The following is a 15,710-nucleotide window of genomic DNA, read 5'->3' on the forward strand; positions in this document are numbered from 1 at the left end:
TCTATACCATAAATAATCTGACACACCAGTCAGTCTAACTGTAGGGCTTTGGTCTGGATTTATGGCAAAATAGCTGCAATAGTTTATCTGATTGATTTAAATTTTTCGCCTACATTTCAGGTATCCCCCAGCAAAATAGGTCGTTTATGAATGCGTTAACCCAAGAATTGGTTGAATTACTTAGCCTTGAAAAAATTGAAGAGAATGTCTACCGAGGGATAAGCCGAAACTTGGTTGGAAAACGTGTTTTTGGTGGCCAAGTGTTAGGACAGGCATTACGAGCTGCCTCGTATACAACGGATCGTCCTGCACATTCACTGCATGCTTATTTCTTGTATGGAGGGGATATCAATGCACCTATTCTGTATCAAGTCGACCGTTTGCGAGATGGCAAGAGCTTTGTCAGTCGCCAAGTCCGTGCCATTCAACATGGTCGTACCATTTTTACCGCGATGATTTCTTTTGCTCATCCAGAAGAGGGGTTGAATTACCAGATTAGTGAACCTGAATATCCGGCACCAGAACAGGTAAAATCAGAAGCTGAACTAAAAAAAATGTTTGTGGAATTTGTGCCGGAAAATGTGCGTGCCAGTTTTATGCGCGATCGCCATATTGATATTCGTCCGATTGATCCAAGCAATCCATTTCAACCCCAACCTGAAGCGCCATCTTATGCGCACTATTTGCGGACGCATGATAAAATCGCGCCAGAAATTGACGAGCTTTCTTTACATCAGGCCATTGCTGCATTTTATTCAGACTTTACTTTAATGACCACAGCGCTTCGTCCGCACGGTTTAAGTTATTTATCGCCAAGTTTGCAATGTGCCAGTATTGATCATGCCATGTATTTCCATAAGCCATTCCGCGTGGATGAATGGATGCTATACGACATGGATGCTACGGTAAGTGCGAGTTCGCGTGGCCTGAATTTCGGTCGCATGTGGCAAAATGGTGAGCTGGTGTGCAGTACTACTCAAGAAGGTCTAATTCGTATCCGCGAAATTGAAACCCAATAACAGATCATATTTGTTTTTAAAAAAACCGGGTATAAAGCCCGGTTTTTTTATAATGTTATTTTAGTGGCAGTGTGGAATGTCTTCCGAGACATCTTTATGACAGCCATGGCCAGAATGAGCAAAAGCTGTTCCCATACTGAATATGAGCGTGGCGATAAGAATTATTTTTTTCATATGGGTATTCTTTTAATTATTTGTAGAGGAGTAGTGATTCAAAAGCAGATTTTATGCCATTTATTCGGCAAGTCGTTGGAGATCCAGACAAAGTGTAAATTATGCTTTTGTATATTTGTGCTGAATTTGTGACAAAAAGTTCCTCGATTCTAAAAATAAGGCATGGCATAGTGCCTGCAAGACTTAACAATAAAAGCATGTAGAGATGAGCTTAAATACCCAAATTTTGATTGCTGCAATTTTAGGCGTGGCTTTCGGTTTTATTCTGAATCTTTATCCCGACAGCGCATTTTTTAATGCCAGTTTGTATGGTTTGGGAATTGCCAGCAGTATTTTTATTGGCTTATTGAAGATGCTGTTAATTCCCCTTATTTTTAGTTCAATTGTAGTTGGCGTCTCCAATTTACAATCGGGTGGGCAATTAGGCAAAGTCTGGAAAATTACCTTGGCATGCTGTGTTACGACCACCACTTTGGCTTTAATTCTTGGGATCAGTTGTGCGCATCTGTTTGATGTCGGCAAGGGCGTAGACATTGCCCTGTTTCAGGATGCTATGAATACCCATCAAACCCCGGACACTTTAACGCCAACCTCATTTTTCACCAATTTTATTCAAAATACCCTAATCAATCCTTTTAAAGCTTTTTCCGAAGGCAATGTCCTGGCTGTAGTACTGTTTGCCTTATTTTTTGGGGTGGCTTTGGTACATGGCGGTGAACGTTTCAAAACTGTACGTCAGGTCAGTCAGCAGTTTTTTGACATGATGATGTTTATGATCATCTGGGTAATGCGACTTGCACCGATCGGTATTTTTGCTCTGCTGGCAAAACTCATTTCAACCGAAGACATTTCTGTACTGAACCGTCTGATGGAATTTGCTGCTGTGGTGACCGGAACCACTATTTTTCACGGTGCCGTGGTTTTACCACTCCTATTGTGGATTTTTGGCAAGATGGATCCGATTACCTTTTTTAAAGGCACACGCACCGCCCTGATTACTGCTTTTGCAACCAGTTCCAGTTCGGCCACCCTGCCACTTTCCATGAAGTGTGCTCAAGAGAACTTGGGGGTACGTCCAGCAACAGCCGGTTTTGTTATTCCCTTGGGAACACAGCTAAATATGGATGGCACAGCACTTTATGAAGCTGCTGCGGCTTTATTTATTGCCAACTTGATGGGGCTGGATTTAAGTATTGGACAACAGCTTATTGTTTGTTTGACAGCTATGATTGCCTCCTTAGGTGCACCGGGTATTCCAAGTGCAGGCATGGTGACCATGATTATGGTATTGCAGTCAGTCGGTCTGCCCGCGGAAGCCATTGCCATTTTATTACCGATAGACCGTTTACTGGATACCGTGCGTACTGTGGTTAATGTGCAAGGCGATATGATGATTAGCGTGGTGGTCGACCGTCACACCCGTGATGAGGAAATTCCAACTTAATCGTTTTCCCAGCATGGATTCCAAATTACCTCCCAAACATGCCCATTGGGATCTTGAAAATAACCTGCATATCCACCGTAAAAGGTAGCTTGTGCAGGTTTAATAATTTGAGCACCTGCACGTGCTGCTTGTGCTATGACTTGATCGACTTCTAATGGACTAAAGACATTATGTTCAAGGGTCATTTGGGTCGGACACATTGGGTTCAGTTCCAGACCGGTATCCTGCTGAATACTCTGTTGCGGCCATAAGGCAAGTTTTAAATCTGATTGCAGATCTATAAAAGCGACTGCACCATATGCATAGTCTTGACCCAGAATGCCTTTACTATGTAAGCCCAAACCTTCACAATAAAACTTGAGTGATTCCTCTAAGTCCTTGACGGCAAGCGTAATAACAGAAATATACGGCTTCATTTTTTATCCTGATTTTTTTCTTATCTGGATTTATTGTAGTGTAAATAAAAGCAGGGCATAAAGCCCTACTGTTTGGTATTTGTGTGATTGCTTTAAGCGACTTTCAGTGCTGCCCATTTTGCAGCAGGGGAAGTGTTCAAATAGGCAATTGCATCTTCAGTTTTGGCTTCATGCACCGGATCGTACCAAGGCATTAAATATCCCAGTTGTTGTGAAACCAGCCACAGTGGGTTCGGCATTAAGCGATTATCTTTTTGTGAAATGCGATACCATTCACGCCAGATCCACGGTTTAAATACCTGGGGGCGAACAGATTTAAAACGTTCATCCTGCTGCATGATATGCGCTGCACCATCGACCCATAAACCAAGCACACCTGCAATGACCACCACACTTAAGTAATAACGCGCAATATAGCCACCGCCGAGATGACGGTATAAATCAAAGGCCACGGTACGGTGTTCTATTTCTTCTGCGCCGTGCCATTTGACCAGATCGAGCATGGCGGGATCGGCACCAAGCTGTTCCCAATATTGGTTATACAAAATATATTTTCCCAGCACGCAGGTCATATGCTCAACTGTAGCGATAATGCCGAGACGAAATAAGTCCCACTGATGTTTGAGTGATTTTGGTACCCTTAAACCGAGCGGTTGGTCTGCCAGTAACGTGCCAAAGAGGAAATCCATGAGTTTAAGATTGCGCTCTACATCAATGTTGCGCACCGAGAGATATTCTTTATTCGCTGAAGCATGTGCCTGTGCATGCATGGCTTCCTGGCGGATAAAAGCTTTGACATCCTGTTTGAGTTTTTCATCGCTAATTTGTGGCAAGACTTTGTTATATAAACGGCAGAACCAGAATTCGCCCGCAGGTAAAATCATATTAATTTCATTGACGAAATAACTGACAAAAGGCTGATTGGGAATCCAGTCGACAGGGGTCTGTTGCCATTCAAATTTGACTTTACGCGGCTTGATTTGGTAATCAATTGATGATCCAGTTTTAGACTTTTTCAATAACGATAAAAACTTCATCATCCTGTCCTTATTTTGTCTGTGATCAAGTTATTTGGTCCGTGATCATGATTGCATCGACTTAGGAGCAGTATAAAAAAATGCCCTCAATTGTGCTTAGCAATAGAGGACATTCAAATATCAATAGATGATAAATTTTGTCAGACAACCGGTATTAATCAGCTTGTCTGCTTTCATCGGTCACATCGTCGGCAATTTCGATCTCTGCCCCATCATCTGCATCCATAATTTCTACTGGTTCATCCAGATCGTTGGCGTCAGCTTCAGGAATGCTATCTAAATCGAATTCAGTCGCTTGTTCTAGGGTAAAGTTCAGACGACCGGCCATCACGCTGGCAAGTTCTTCCAAACCTTGTTTGTTCATCGATGAGAACAACTGAATCGAAAAATTAAGCTTCATTTTTCTCAATTGCTGTTGCACTTCTTGCAACGCTTTTGATGCAGGGCCACGGTTCAATTTGTCTGATTTAGTCAACAATACATGCACAAACAATTTACGTGAATAGGCCCATTCCAGCATCATCACGTCAAAGTGTTGCAGGGGATGGCGAATATCCATCAACAACACCAACCCTTGCAGGCTTTGACGATGAATTAGATAATTTTCCAGTTCTTTCTGCCAAACCAGTTTCATTGCTTCAGGTACAGCTGCATAACCATAACCCGGCAAATCGACCAGACGCTGATCCGGATTACCCAAGCTAAAGAAGTTGATCATTTGGGTGCGACCCGGCTTTTTCGATGCACGTGCCAACTGTTTTTGATTGGTCAAGGCATTGATGGCACTGGATTTACCGGCATTTGAACGGCCCGCAAAAGCAATCTCATAACCTGTATCTTCTACACACAGGTTGAGCTTTGGCGCACTCATCAAGAATTCGGCTTGGCGTAACCAGTTGAGTGAACGCACAGAATATTCAGTAATGGCAGAATCAACTTTTTTCTCATAGCTGATCTTTTGCTTAGGCGCATTGGCTATTTTACTGTTTTTGGATTTTCCTCTGCTGTGGTGCATAACTCAACTTCAATAAATGATCTACAAAGAAACATTATAAAGGAAGTCGTCTAGGCAAGCGACCTTTGCATTTTGAAAGCAGTAAAACTTCCGCTGGCGATTTAAAGATTAATCAGCGAAATGAGGGGTGAGGTGGTAACTTTACTGGAACTACTTTGATCAAGTACATCGCCTAAACGATAGTGATCTAAGGATTGATAAAACTGTTCAAGTGCTTGATCTAAAATGCCTTTAAGGCCACAGTTGCTGCGCAGTACGCAAGGTGGTGTATTGCATTCCACAATCTGGTTATCGCCTTGCAGGATACGCACAATTTGACCCAGATTTAAATTTAAAGTTTCTGCATTTAGGCGAATCCCGCCGCCTTTTCCACGTGTGGTAATGATCCAGTCCTGTTTTCCCATGAAATGAACAATTTTAACCAGATGATTTTGCGAGACATGTAAATCTCGTGCAATCTCTGCAATGGTATAAGGGGTGTCTCTGGGTCTGGAGATGTACATCAATAGACGCAAGGCATAATCAGTAAATTTATTGAGTTGCATAGAGTCTTTAAAAGATGAGGATGGAGATTTATAGGGTAGCTTGAAAGTCCCCCGAAAGGAACTTTCAATCAGAATCAATGAATTAATTATTCAGCATTTAGCCTTTAACTGGTGCAGAAACCTGAACCACATCACCTGCTTTGTAGTTTTCAAGCAAGATGTTGGCAACAGAATATTCTGTATGATTTACTTCAGGTTTTACATCAAAAACAAATTGATCTGCAGATTGGGCATCAGCAAACGTAAATTGTTGTGGTTGTTGAATGTCATGTCCAGGAACTTTAACTTTCACAGAAATATAGCTTCCTGCTTCTGCATTAACCACGGGCTGACCATCTTGTGCTTTTAAAGTAAAACGTTTGCCAGTCTCTGTGCTTTCAACTGTAGCAACTTCAAAAGCACGCCATCCAGCCCAACCGCCATTTTGTGCAGCTAGGTTTTCATATTTCTGTTTTTCTACTCCAGCTAAAATGCCTGCCAATTGCATATAAGCTTCTTTCCAGGCAGCAATCAGTTCAGATTCAAAAGGTACATTTAAAACTTCGCTGATTGAATGCAACAGGTTGTCACCCACAATGGCATATTGATCGGGTTGGATATCAAGGCTGACGTGCTTAGTGGTGATGTGCTCGATTGCTTTAGCTAAAACACTTGGATTTTCAATATGTTCTGCATAGGCCAATACCGCTGCTGCTAAGGCACGTGGCTGACGACCACTAGTTTGATGATCTAAGTTAAAGACATTTTTTAATTCTGGATTATTGTTCAGCATGCGGTTGTAAAAATAGCTGGTCAGTGCAACACCATTTTCACGTAGGACAGGGACAGTGGATTTAACAAGTTCGATATGTTGTGGAGTCATGGCTAGAACATCTTTTGTTGTGGCTATAAGATGTATTTAAAATACATCTTATAAAAATTATTGTAAATACATCTTTTTAAAAAACCATAAAAAAATTATGGAATATCTGAATATCCCATAATTTTGAAAATCCTGATAGGAAAAAGAAGTTATTTTCTGCCGAAAAGAGAACCGAGCAAACCACGGACAATTTTTTGTCCTGTACTGCCCCCTAAACTGCGTGCCGCACTTTTGGCAAATGTCCCGACAATATCCTGAGTCATTTTTTCGCGTTGTTTTGATACGCGATCAGCTTCTTTCTGCTGCTCACGTGCAATACGTTCTTGTTCGCGTGCTTGCTGCTTTGCAAAAGCTTCCTGATCTTTTGCTTGTTGTTTGGCTAACGCTTCTTGTTCTTTGGCTTGCTGTTTCGCTGTTTCTTCAGCAACTGCTTGTTGCTGAAGTTGGACGACTTTTTGCTGCAACATTTCATAAGCACTTTCGCGGTCAATATGTTGTTCATACATCCCGGCAACGATGCTTTGATTCATCAGTATTTTACGTTCATCTACGCTCATCGGGCTAAATGAAGAGTAGGGTGGCATCACCCAGCCCCGCTCTACAATTTGTGGAATACCTTGTTCATCCAGACAGCTAATTAAGGCTTCACCGACACCCAGTTCGGTAATGGCTTGATCGACCATAAATTCAGAATTGGCACGGAAAGTATCTGCTGCCGTTTTTACCGCTTTTTGATCTTTCGGGGTGAATGCACGTAAGGCATGTTGTACACGGTTACCGAGTTGTCCTAAAACGCTTTCAGGCAGGTCGAGTGGATTTTGAGTGACAAAATAAATTCCTACACCTTTGGAGCGAATCAGACGCACCACCTGTTCAATTTTTTCCTGTAGCGCTGCGCTGGCATTATCAAACAATAAATGCGCTTCATCGAAGAAGAACACCAGTTTAGGTTTATCCATATCGCCCACTTCAGGCAATTGTTCAAACAGTTCTGATAGCATCCAGAGCAAGAAGGTGGCATACAGTTTTGGGGTATTCATCAGCTTGTCTGCGGCAAGTAAATTGATATTGCCGCGACCTTGGCTGTCAGTCTGAATGAAATCCATAATGTCTAAAGCGGGTTCGCCAAAAAACTGATCACCGCCTTGGTCTGCAAGAGCCAGTAAGTTGCGTTGAATGGCACCCAGACTGGCAGGAGAAAGATTGCCGTATTCCGCCTGAAATTCTGCAGCATGTTCAGATACATAAGCGAGGATTGATTTTAAGTCCTTAAAATCAATCAGCAGTAAGCCCTGATCATCTGCAATCCGGAAAACCGCCGAAAGTACACCTTCTTGGGTCTCATTCAGATTGAGCATTTGTGCTAATAGTAACGGTCCTATTTCCGAAACCGTAGTACGGATCGGATGACCTTGTTGGCCAAATAAGTCCCAAAACACCACGGGTGATGCAGCAAACGGGATAGATTCAATCTTTAGGACTTTAAGGCGTTCATCGAATTTAGCATTGCTTGACCCCGCTTTAGCCAGGCTTGAAACATCGCCTTTGGCATCGGCTAAAAACACGGGCACACCCATTCGGGAAAAGTTTTCTGCAAGAACTTTTAAAGTCACCGTTTTACCCGTTCCCGTTGCACCCGCGATTAAGCCGTGGCGGTTGGCAAACTGTGAATGTAAAACAATCTCTTGTTGAGTATTCGAGGTTTTCTTGGCAATAACGATAGGTGTACCCATGTCTATTCCTGTTTATTTTCTTGTGTTTTGAGTTATTCGAGTTGTGGCGTATTTAATTGTTTTAACGCGTTTTCTATATCTTGAATTAAATCGCTTGGATGTTCCAGTCCTATACAAAAACGAACCAATAATCCTTGTTGTAAATGTGTATGCTCAAGTACACGCATATTCTTTAAGTTATAAAGCATGACTAGGCTGACAGGGCCACCCCAGCTAAAACCCAACTTAAATAGTTGTAAGCCATCACAGAATCTGCGGATATCTTTTAAACTATATTCAGGTTTGAAAATAACACTGACCAAGCCGGCACTTTCACCTGTGGTACAAATCTCTTTCCAATAATTATGACCAGCAGATGAGTCATCGGCAGGATGTAGCACCTGAACAAATTCTTGCTGTTGTTTCAGCCAGTTCAGTAGTTTTAAAGTACTTTGAGACTGATGTTCATAACGAACTCGCATGGAAGCTAAACTGCGTTGAACTTGTGCAGCATCATCCCCTGAGATAGAGATGCCTTGAATGGCATGCATGCGGAACAGTTTATGATGCAGGTTTTTGTCATCTGTCACCACCGAACCCATCAAAATATCACCGCCACCACTTGGGTATTTCGTCAATGCATGCACGGTCAGATCAACACTTAAATGCTGATCAGAAAAATCAAATGCATTAAAGGCAAGGCCTGCTCCCCAAGTATTGTCCAGTGCAGTCAGGATATTGTGTGCTTGAGCTTTTTTGACCAAGCCGACCAAATCGGGAAACTCTAAAGTGACTGACCCTGCAGCTTCCAACCAAATCAGTTTGGCTTTATTCGTAGGTTGGAAACTATCCACATCTATTGGATTGTAAACCTTAACTGAAATGTCATAACGTGTTTCCAGATTGCGCAGATGTTCCATGTTTGGACCATAGATATTGTCTGCAACCCAAACTTCATCTCCGTGTGCCAAAAAGCATGAATTTACCAGATTGATGGCAGACAAACCACTCGGCGCCAGCAGGCAATATTCACCGCCTTCAATTTGGGCAAGGTTGTCCCCCAAAGTAAAAGTAGTCGGTGTGCCATGGGTGCCATAACTATAGTCATAGTCGTCGGTCCAATGGCGATTAAACAGTGCATTGGTATCTTTAAAAATAATGGTTGATGCACGAAACAGGGGAGGTTGAATCGTAGAAATGTACTGAGGGGCTTTACGTGGTGCATGAATCAGTTCTGTTTGCGGATTCTTTTTCAATTTTTTGCTCTAAGTCGTATTAAAATTAGTCTTAGCTTAAGAGAAACTTGAACATTAGGCTATATAAATGCCGAAATGTATAGAAACGTTAATCTGCACATAATGTTGGCTTCATTTTTGCTAAACCTATATCAGAACACAACAATAGGCGGGAGCGCATGAAGTCGCATTTAAAGGTACATTATTTTCAGCATATTGCTGGTGAAGGGTTCGGCAGTTGTTATCCATTTTTAAAACAGCACCAGGCTAAAATGAGTGCAACGGAGTTTTTTGCATTACCTGTAGATCGGCCTTTGGATATTGAAGCTTTACCTCATATGGAAGATGTGGATTTACTCATTATTATGGGTGGACCAATGAGCGTGAATGATGAAGCAAATTTTCCTTGGTTAAAAGTCGAAAAACGCTGGTTGCGACGTTATCTGTCGATGGGCAAACCCGCAATTGGTTTGTGTTTGGGGGCTCAGCTTATTGCTAATGCATTGGGTGCAGCGGTTAGCCGCAATGAAAAACAGGAATTAGGCTGGACTGGGGTGCGCAAAGTTAATCATGTGCCTGAAGCATGTTTTGAATTGCCAGCGCAATTTAATGTGATGCAATGGCATAGTGAAACCTTTGAAATACCGAAAGGGGCGATTCATTTAGCCGAAAATGATGTTTGCCGAAACCAGATGTACCAAATTGGCAAAAATGTCTTGGGATTCCAGTTTCATCCAGAGATTACACCAGAAACATTAAAACTGTTTTTAGAAAATAATGAAGAGCGGGTAAATTTTACAGGAGAGTATGTACAATCTGAACAACAATTAAAAAAGTCGCCAAAAATTAATTTTATTCAAGGAAATCAAATATTAAATAAAGCAATAGAGTATGTTTTGCAAAATACCGCATGTTGATTTATTTTTAAACAATGTTACAAATTTATAATGTCAGAAAACCACTAAAAAGCACAAAAGAGATTTGCTTAAGCGTTAAACAGTGGCTATAATGAGCGGCCCTTTAATGAAAGGGGTTAACTACGAATAAAGTAGTTAATATCGTGACAGTCGTGGCATCGATCATGACCTTAGTGATTTTCACTGCCTTTGACACTTACCAATAGGTGAGATGCGTCAGAGGTGATTCTTTATATTTTTGGCTTGGAGTTTACTGGTATGTCTAACCAGAGAATCCGTATCCGTTTGAAGTCTTTTGATCATCGTTTAATTGATCAATCTGCTCAAGAGATCGTAGAAACAGCAAAACGCACTGGCGCACAAGTTTGTGGTCCAATTCCGATGCCTACACGCATCGAACGTTTTAACGTTCTAACTTCACCGCACGTTAACAAAGACGCGCGTGACCAGTATGAAATCCGCACTTACAAGCGCTTGATCGACATCGTTCAACCAACAGACAAAACTGTTGATGCATTGATGAAATTAGATCTTGCAGCTGGTGTTGATGTTCAGATCGCATTGGGTTAAGGCTTTCGGGTTAATTAACACTCTAAGTTAATTAAGCCGCTTTTTTAGAGGTTTATGCACATGGCTATTGGTTTAGTCGGTCGCAAGTGCGGTATGACACGTATCTTTACAGATGCTGGTGTTTCTGTACCTGTTACAGTGATTGAGGTTGATCCTAACCGCATCACTCAAATCAAAACGCTTGAAACTGATGGTTATCAAGCGATTCAAATCACTACTGGTGAGCGTCGCGAATCTCGCGTAACTAATCCTCAGAAAGGTCACTTCGCTAAAGCGGGTGTTGCTGCTGGTCGTTTAGTTAAAGAATTCCGCGCTACAGAAGCTGATCTTGAAGGTCGTGAAGTTGGTGGTTCTCTTACTGTTGAATTGTTCTCGGTTGGTCAAGTTGTTGACGTAACTGGTCAATCTAAAGGTAAAGGTTTCCAAGGTGGTGTTAAGCGTTGGAATTTCCGTACGCAAGACGCAACTCACGGTAACTCACTATCTCACCGTGTTCTAGGTTCTACTGGTCAAAACCAGACTCCTGGTCGCGTGTTCAAAGGCAAAAAAATGGCTGGCCATTTAGGTGCTGAGCGCGTAACTGTACAGGGTCTTGAAATCGTTTCTATCGACACTGAACGTTCAGTTCTTGTTGTTAAAGGCGCGATTCCTGGTGCTACTGGTGGCGACGTTATCGTTCGTCCTACGATCAAGGCCTGAGGGGAAATATTGTGAATTTAAATACTGTTTCCGGCTCTGCTGTTGAATTGTCTGAAGTTGCTTTCGGACGTGAGTTTAACGAAGCTCTTGTACACCAAGTTGTTACAGCTTACTTAGCTGGTGGTCGTCAAGGTTCTAAAGCTCAAAAATCGCGTGGCGATGTATCTGGCGGTGGTAAAAAACCTTTCCGTCAAAAAGGTACTGGTCGTGCGCGTGCTGGTTCTATTCGTAGCCCGATCTGGGTTGGTGGTGGTAAAACTTTTGCTGCCCGTCCACAAGATTGGTCTCAAAAAGTTAACCGTAAAATGTACCGCGGTGCTATGCAATGCATCCTAGCTGAACTTGTTCGTCAAGATCGCTTAGTTTTAGTTGAAGATTTTGCTGTTGCAGCTCCAAAAACTAAAGAATTGCTTGCAAAACTTAACGACTTGAATGCGACTCGTGCATTAATCGTTACTGATGCTGTTGATGAGAACTTGTATCTTGCTGCTCGTAACATTCCACACGTTGATGTGGTTGATGCTGCTGCAATTGATCCTGTTAGCTTGATCGCGTTCGATAAAGTTGTTATGTCTGTAGCTGCTGCTAAGAAAATTGAGGTAGAACTCGGATGAACAACGAACGTATCTATCAAGTCCTACAAGGACCTGTATTCTCAGAAAAAGCACAAGTTTTAGGTGAAGCTGCTGGTGTTCAAGTTTTTAAAGTTGCTATCAATGCAAATAAACTTGAAATCAAAAAAGCAGTGGAACAACTCTTTGGTGTTCAAGTTGTTAAAGTTAACACAACGATCACTAAAGGTAAGACTAAACGCTTTGGTAAAACATTGGGACGTCGTTCTGATGTTAAAAAAGCATACGTCACCCTGAAAGCTGGCCAAGAAGTTGAAATGGCTGACTTGGGCGATACCGCTGAAAGCGCAGCGGAATAAGGACGAGAATTATGCCTATTCAAAAATGTAAGCCAACGTCACCAGGACGTCGCTTTGTAGAGAAAGTCGTTCATGACCATCTTCACAAAGGCGCGCCTTATGCACCGTTGGTTGAAGCTAAAAAACGTACTGGTGGTCGTAATAACAACGGTCACATTACGACTCGTCACGTTGGTGGCGGTCATAAGCAGAACTACCGTATTGTTGACTTCAAACGTAACAAAGATGGTATTCCTGCAACTGTAGAGCGTATCGAATACGATCCTAACCGTACTGCACACATTGCTTTGGTGTTGTATGCGGATGGTGAGCGTCGTTATATCATCGCTCCTAAAGGTTTACGCGCTGGTGATAAAGTACAATCTGGTAACGATGCTCCAATTCGTCCAGGTAACTGCTTACCACTTCGTAACATGCCTATCGGTTCTACTCTTCACAACATCGAACTTAAAATCGGTAAAGGCGCGCAATTAGCTCGTTCAGCTGGTACTTCTGTTCAGTTGTTGGGTCGTGACGGTTCTTACGCAATTGTTCGTCTACGTTCTGGCGAAATGCGTAAAATTCACGTTGAATGCCGTGCAGTTCTTGGTGAAGTTTCTAACCAGGAAAGCAACCTTCGTTCACTCGGTAAAGCGGGTGCTTCACGCTGGCGTGGCGTTCGTCCTACCGTACGTGGTATGGCGATGAACCCAGTTGACCATCCACATGGTGGTGGTGAAGGGCGTAACAAAGGTATTCAACCTGTAAGCCCATGGGGTCAAAAAGCTAAAGGGTACAAGACACGTACCAACAAGCGTACGACTAAGATGATCATTCGCGACCGTCGCGTTAAGTAACAAGTAAAGGAATCTGACAATGCCTCGTTCTCTGAAAAAAGGCCCATTCGTCGATGCGCACTTGTTCGCTAAGGTTGAAGCGGCTATCGCGGCTAATAACCGTAAGCCGATCAAAACTTGGTCGCGTCGTTCGATGATACTCCCAGATTTTGTTGGTTTAACAATTTCTGTTCATAATGGTCGTAACCATGTTCCGGTAATTGTGTCTGAACATATGGTTGGTCATAAACTCGGTGAATTCGCGCCAACTCGTACCTATCGTGGTCACGGTGTTGACAAGAAATCTAAACGTTAAGGTGCTATGATGGAAGTTACTGCTAAATTACGCGGTGCCGCTATCTCGGCACAAAAAGCACGTTTGGTTGCAGATTTGATTCGTGGCAAGTCTATTGCTCACGCTCTAAACATCTTGAACTTCAGCAACAAAAAAGCTGCAGTTTTAGTGAAAAAAGCGTTGGAATCTGCAATTGCAAACGCTGAACATAATAACAGTTTAGATGTAGACGACCTTAAAGTTGCTACGATTTACGTTGATGAAGGCACTAGCCTTAAACGTATTATGCCACGTGCTAAAGGCCGTGCAGATCGTATCACTAAGCGTACTTGTCACATCACCGTTAAGGTAGGGGTTTGATATGGGTCAGAAGGTTCATCCAATCGGTATCCGCCTAGGTGTTGTGAAACGTCATAACGCTAACTGGTATGCGAATCCGAAACAATACGCTGAATATTTGCTTAAAGATCTTCAAGTTCGTGAGTTTTTAACTAAAAAACTTAAGAATGCGATGGTTAGCAAAATTCTTATCGAACGTCCTACAGGCGCTGCTAAAATTACAATTAGTACTGCTCGTCCAGGTATCGTAATCGGTAAAAAAGGCGAAGATATTGAGAAATTACAACGCGAATTAACATCTATTATGGGTGTTCCTGCGCAAGTAAGTATCAACGAAATCGACCGCCCAGACTTAGACGCTCGTTTAGTTGCTGAAGCTATCGCTTCTCAATTAGAAAAACGTGTAATGTTCCGTCGTGCTATGAAGCGTGCGGTTCAAAACTCTATGCGTGCTGGTGCTAAAGGTATTAAAGTTGAAGTTTCTGGTCGTTTAGGTGGTGCTGAGATTGCCCGTACTGAATGGTATCGTGAAGGTCGTGTACCTTTGCATACACTTCGTGCTGACATCGACTACTCATCTGTACGTGCTGAAACTACTTACGGTACGATCGGTGTTAAAGTTTGGGTATTCCGCGGCGAGATTTTAGGTGGCATGAAACAAGTCATGAACCCTGCTCCTGCTGAAGAACGTCCAGCTAAACGCGGTCGCGGTCGTGGTGAGGGTCAGGAGCGTCGTGGTCGTCGCAATGATCGTTCTGCTGAAAAAGGAGAATAATCCATGTTGCAACCTAAACGTACTAAGTTCCGTAAGGTACAAAAAGGCCGTAACACTGGTCTAGCGCATCGTGGTAGCACTGTATCTTTCGGTACTATTGCACTTAAATCTCTCGAGCGTGGTCAAATGACTGCTCGTCAAATTGAAGCTGCGCGTCGTACAATCAGCCGTCGTGTAAAACGTGGTGGTAAGATCTTTATCCGTGTTTTCCCAGACAAACCAATTACTGAAAAACCATTAGAAGTTCGTATGGGTAAAGGTAAAGGTTCTGTGGAATACTGGGTTTGCCAAATCAAACCAGGTAAGATCTTGTACGAAATGGATGGTGTTAGCGAAGAATTGGCACGTGAAGCGTTTACGCTTGCAGCTGCTAAGCTTCCGTTTAAAACCACTATCGTTACTAAGACGGTGATGTAATGAAAACTAATGATCTACGTGAAAAATCGGTAGAAGAGTTGACAGCTTTGCTTGATGAGCAACAGCTTAATCAATTCCGTCTTCGTATGGCTAAAGCAACTGGTCAATTGGGTAAATCGCATGAAGTTGCGCTTACTCGTAAGACTATTGCTCGTATTAAGACACTCCTTACCGAAAAACAGGGGAACGGACAATGAGTGAACAAACAGTTCGCACGTTAACTGGCAAAGTCGTAAGCGACAAGATGGATAAATCTATTGTTGTACTTATTGAACGCCGCGTTCAACACCCGTTGTATGGCAAATTAATCCGCCGTTCAACTAAATTACACGCTCATGATGAGAACAATGTTGCTAAAACTGGCGACTTGGTAACCATTAAAGAAAGCCGCCCAATTTCTAAAACTAAGTCTTGGACTCTAGTTGAAGTTGTTGAAGCAGCTGCTGAGTAATTAACGTTCTTGTTGCATCATCGGTTGATTTCGAGTACTCTT

General features: G+C 42.5%; 20 protein-coding genes and 1 pseudogene. 14 read left to right on the top strand and 7 right to left on the bottom strand.

Annotation, left to right across the window (positions count from 1 at the left end; all coding sequences use genetic code 11):
- The first annotated feature begins 146 nt into the window (after positions 1–146).
- Together AC3CAU_RS05055 and AC3CAU_RS05060 are read left to right on the top strand one after the other, a co-directional pair.
- Entirely contained in the window at positions 147–1,019 is an 873-nt protein-coding gene (locus tag AC3CAU_RS05055; RefSeq protein ID WP_447053668.1) for an acyl-CoA thioesterase, read from the top strand.
- Between the two features lie 379 nt (positions 1,020–1,398).
- Complete coding sequence (locus AC3CAU_RS05060; RefSeq protein WP_424619536.1) at positions 1,399–2,637, top strand: dicarboxylate/amino acid:cation symporter; 1,239 nt, start codon at positions 1,399–1,401, stop codon at positions 2,635–2,637.
- On the opposite strand, the gene AC3CAU_RS05065 is transcribed toward AC3CAU_RS05060, so the two are convergent.
- The 7 genes from AC3CAU_RS05065 to AC3CAU_RS05095 all read right to left on the bottom strand — a co-directional run bounded on the left by AC3CAU_RS05065 (position 2,634) and on the right by AC3CAU_RS05095 (position 9,480).
- Positions 2,634–3,053, bottom strand: coding sequence for a VOC family protein (locus tag AC3CAU_RS05065; RefSeq protein WP_424619538.1), 420 nt, complete (start codon positions 3,051–3,053; stop codon positions 2,634–2,636). The two genes, AC3CAU_RS05060 and AC3CAU_RS05065, sit on opposite strands and share 4 nt — an antisense overlap.
- A gap of 92 nt (positions 3,054–3,145) precedes the next feature.
- A complete protein-coding gene (locus AC3CAU_RS05070) occupies positions 3,146–4,090 on the bottom strand; it encodes a metal-dependent hydrolase (RefSeq protein WP_447053667.1) in 945 nt (314 codons plus the stop codon).
- Positions 4,091–4,244: 154 nt separating this feature from the next.
- Positions 4,245–5,105, bottom strand: a complete 861-nt coding sequence (gene yihA, locus AC3CAU_RS05075; RefSeq protein WP_424619542.1) for a ribosome biogenesis GTP-binding protein YihA/YsxC — start codon at positions 5,103–5,105, stop codon at positions 4,245–4,247.
- 101 nt (positions 5,106–5,206) lie between these two features.
- Positions 5,207–5,650, bottom strand: coding sequence for an RrF2 family transcriptional regulator (locus AC3CAU_RS05080; protein ID WP_424619544.1), 444 nt, complete (start codon positions 5,648–5,650; stop codon positions 5,207–5,209).
- 97 nt (positions 5,651–5,747) lie between these two features.
- Positions 5,748–6,512: a globin domain-containing protein gene (locus tag AC3CAU_RS05085; RefSeq protein ID WP_424619546.1), complete on the bottom strand. Its 765-nt coding sequence runs from the start codon at positions 6,510–6,512 to the stop codon at positions 5,748–5,750.
- Positions 6,513–6,661: 149 nt separating this feature from the next.
- On the bottom strand, positions 6,662–8,245 hold the full coding sequence (locus AC3CAU_RS05090; protein WP_424619549.1) for a helicase HerA-like domain-containing protein: 1,584 nt from the start codon (positions 8,243–8,245) through the stop codon (positions 6,662–6,664).
- A gap of 32 nt (positions 8,246–8,277) precedes the next feature.
- Entirely contained in the window at positions 8,278–9,480 is a 1,203-nt protein-coding gene (locus tag AC3CAU_RS05095) for a PLP-dependent transferase (protein WP_447053666.1), read from the bottom strand.
- Between the two features lie 158 nt (positions 9,481–9,638).
- Between AC3CAU_RS05095 and AC3CAU_RS05100 the strand changes: the two genes are divergently transcribed.
- The 12 genes and pseudogenes from AC3CAU_RS05100 to rpsQ all read left to right on the top strand — a co-directional run bounded on the left by AC3CAU_RS05100 (position 9,639) and on the right by rpsQ (position 15,668).
- Positions 9,639–10,376: a type 1 glutamine amidotransferase gene (locus AC3CAU_RS05100; RefSeq protein ID WP_424619553.1), complete on the top strand. Its 738-nt coding sequence runs from the start codon at positions 9,639–9,641 to the stop codon at positions 10,374–10,376.
- Positions 10,377–10,634: 258 nt separating this feature from the next.
- Positions 10,635–10,946, top strand: a complete 312-nt coding sequence (gene rpsJ, locus AC3CAU_RS05105; protein ID WP_000070912.1) for a 30S ribosomal protein S10 — start codon at positions 10,635–10,637, stop codon at positions 10,944–10,946.
- 60 nt (positions 10,947–11,006) lie between these two features.
- Complete coding sequence (rplC, locus tag AC3CAU_RS05110) at positions 11,007–11,645, top strand: 50S ribosomal protein L3 (protein WP_131217797.1); 639 nt, start codon at positions 11,007–11,009, stop codon at positions 11,643–11,645.
- An 11-nt stretch (positions 11,646–11,656) separates the two neighbouring features.
- Complete coding sequence (gene rplD, locus AC3CAU_RS05115; protein ID WP_131217796.1) at positions 11,657–12,259, top strand: 50S ribosomal protein L4; 603 nt, start codon at positions 11,657–11,659, stop codon at positions 12,257–12,259.
- Entirely contained in the window at positions 12,256–12,576 is a 321-nt protein-coding gene (gene rplW, locus AC3CAU_RS05120) for a 50S ribosomal protein L23 (RefSeq protein WP_424619556.1), read from the top strand. Before rplD ends, rplW begins: the two co-directional genes overlap by 4 nt.
- An 11-nt stretch (positions 12,577–12,587) precedes the next feature.
- Complete coding sequence (gene rplB, locus AC3CAU_RS05125; protein WP_067726653.1) at positions 12,588–13,412, top strand: 50S ribosomal protein L2; 825 nt, start codon at positions 12,588–12,590, stop codon at positions 13,410–13,412.
- A 19-nt stretch (positions 13,413–13,431) separates the two neighbouring features.
- The gene (gene rpsS / locus AC3CAU_RS05130) at positions 13,432–13,707 is read left to right on the top strand and encodes a 30S ribosomal protein S19 (RefSeq protein WP_004281508.1); all 276 of its coding nucleotides are present in this window, start codon (positions 13,432–13,434) and stop codon (positions 13,705–13,707) included.
- Between the two features lie 9 nt (positions 13,708–13,716).
- Complete coding sequence (rplV, locus tag AC3CAU_RS05135; protein WP_131217794.1) at positions 13,717–14,046, top strand: 50S ribosomal protein L22; 330 nt, start codon at positions 13,717–13,719, stop codon at positions 14,044–14,046.
- A gap of 1 nt (position 14,047) precedes the next feature.
- Positions 14,048–14,864 (top strand): annotated as a pseudogene (rpsC, locus tag AC3CAU_RS05140) (30S ribosomal protein S3).
- Entirely contained in the window at positions 14,804–15,217 is a 414-nt protein-coding gene (gene rplP / locus AC3CAU_RS05145; RefSeq protein ID WP_067726649.1) for a 50S ribosomal protein L16, read from the top strand. The pseudogene rpsC and the gene rplP overlap by 61 nt, the downstream one beginning before the upstream one ends.
- Positions 15,217–15,414 (top strand): 50S ribosomal protein L29, encoded by a 198-nt coding sequence (rpmC, locus tag AC3CAU_RS05150; protein WP_005012982.1) that lies wholly within the window; start codon positions 15,217–15,219, stop codon positions 15,412–15,414. The genes rplP and rpmC overlap by 1 nt, the downstream gene beginning before the upstream one ends.
- On the top strand, positions 15,411–15,668 hold the full coding sequence (rpsQ, locus tag AC3CAU_RS05155; RefSeq protein WP_131217792.1) for a 30S ribosomal protein S17: 258 nt from the start codon (positions 15,411–15,413) through the stop codon (positions 15,666–15,668). The genes rpmC and rpsQ overlap by 4 nt, the downstream gene beginning before the upstream one ends.
- The last annotated feature ends 42 nt before the right edge of the window (positions 15,669–15,710 follow it).

Source organism: Acinetobacter sp. GG23, assembly GCF_057766365.1.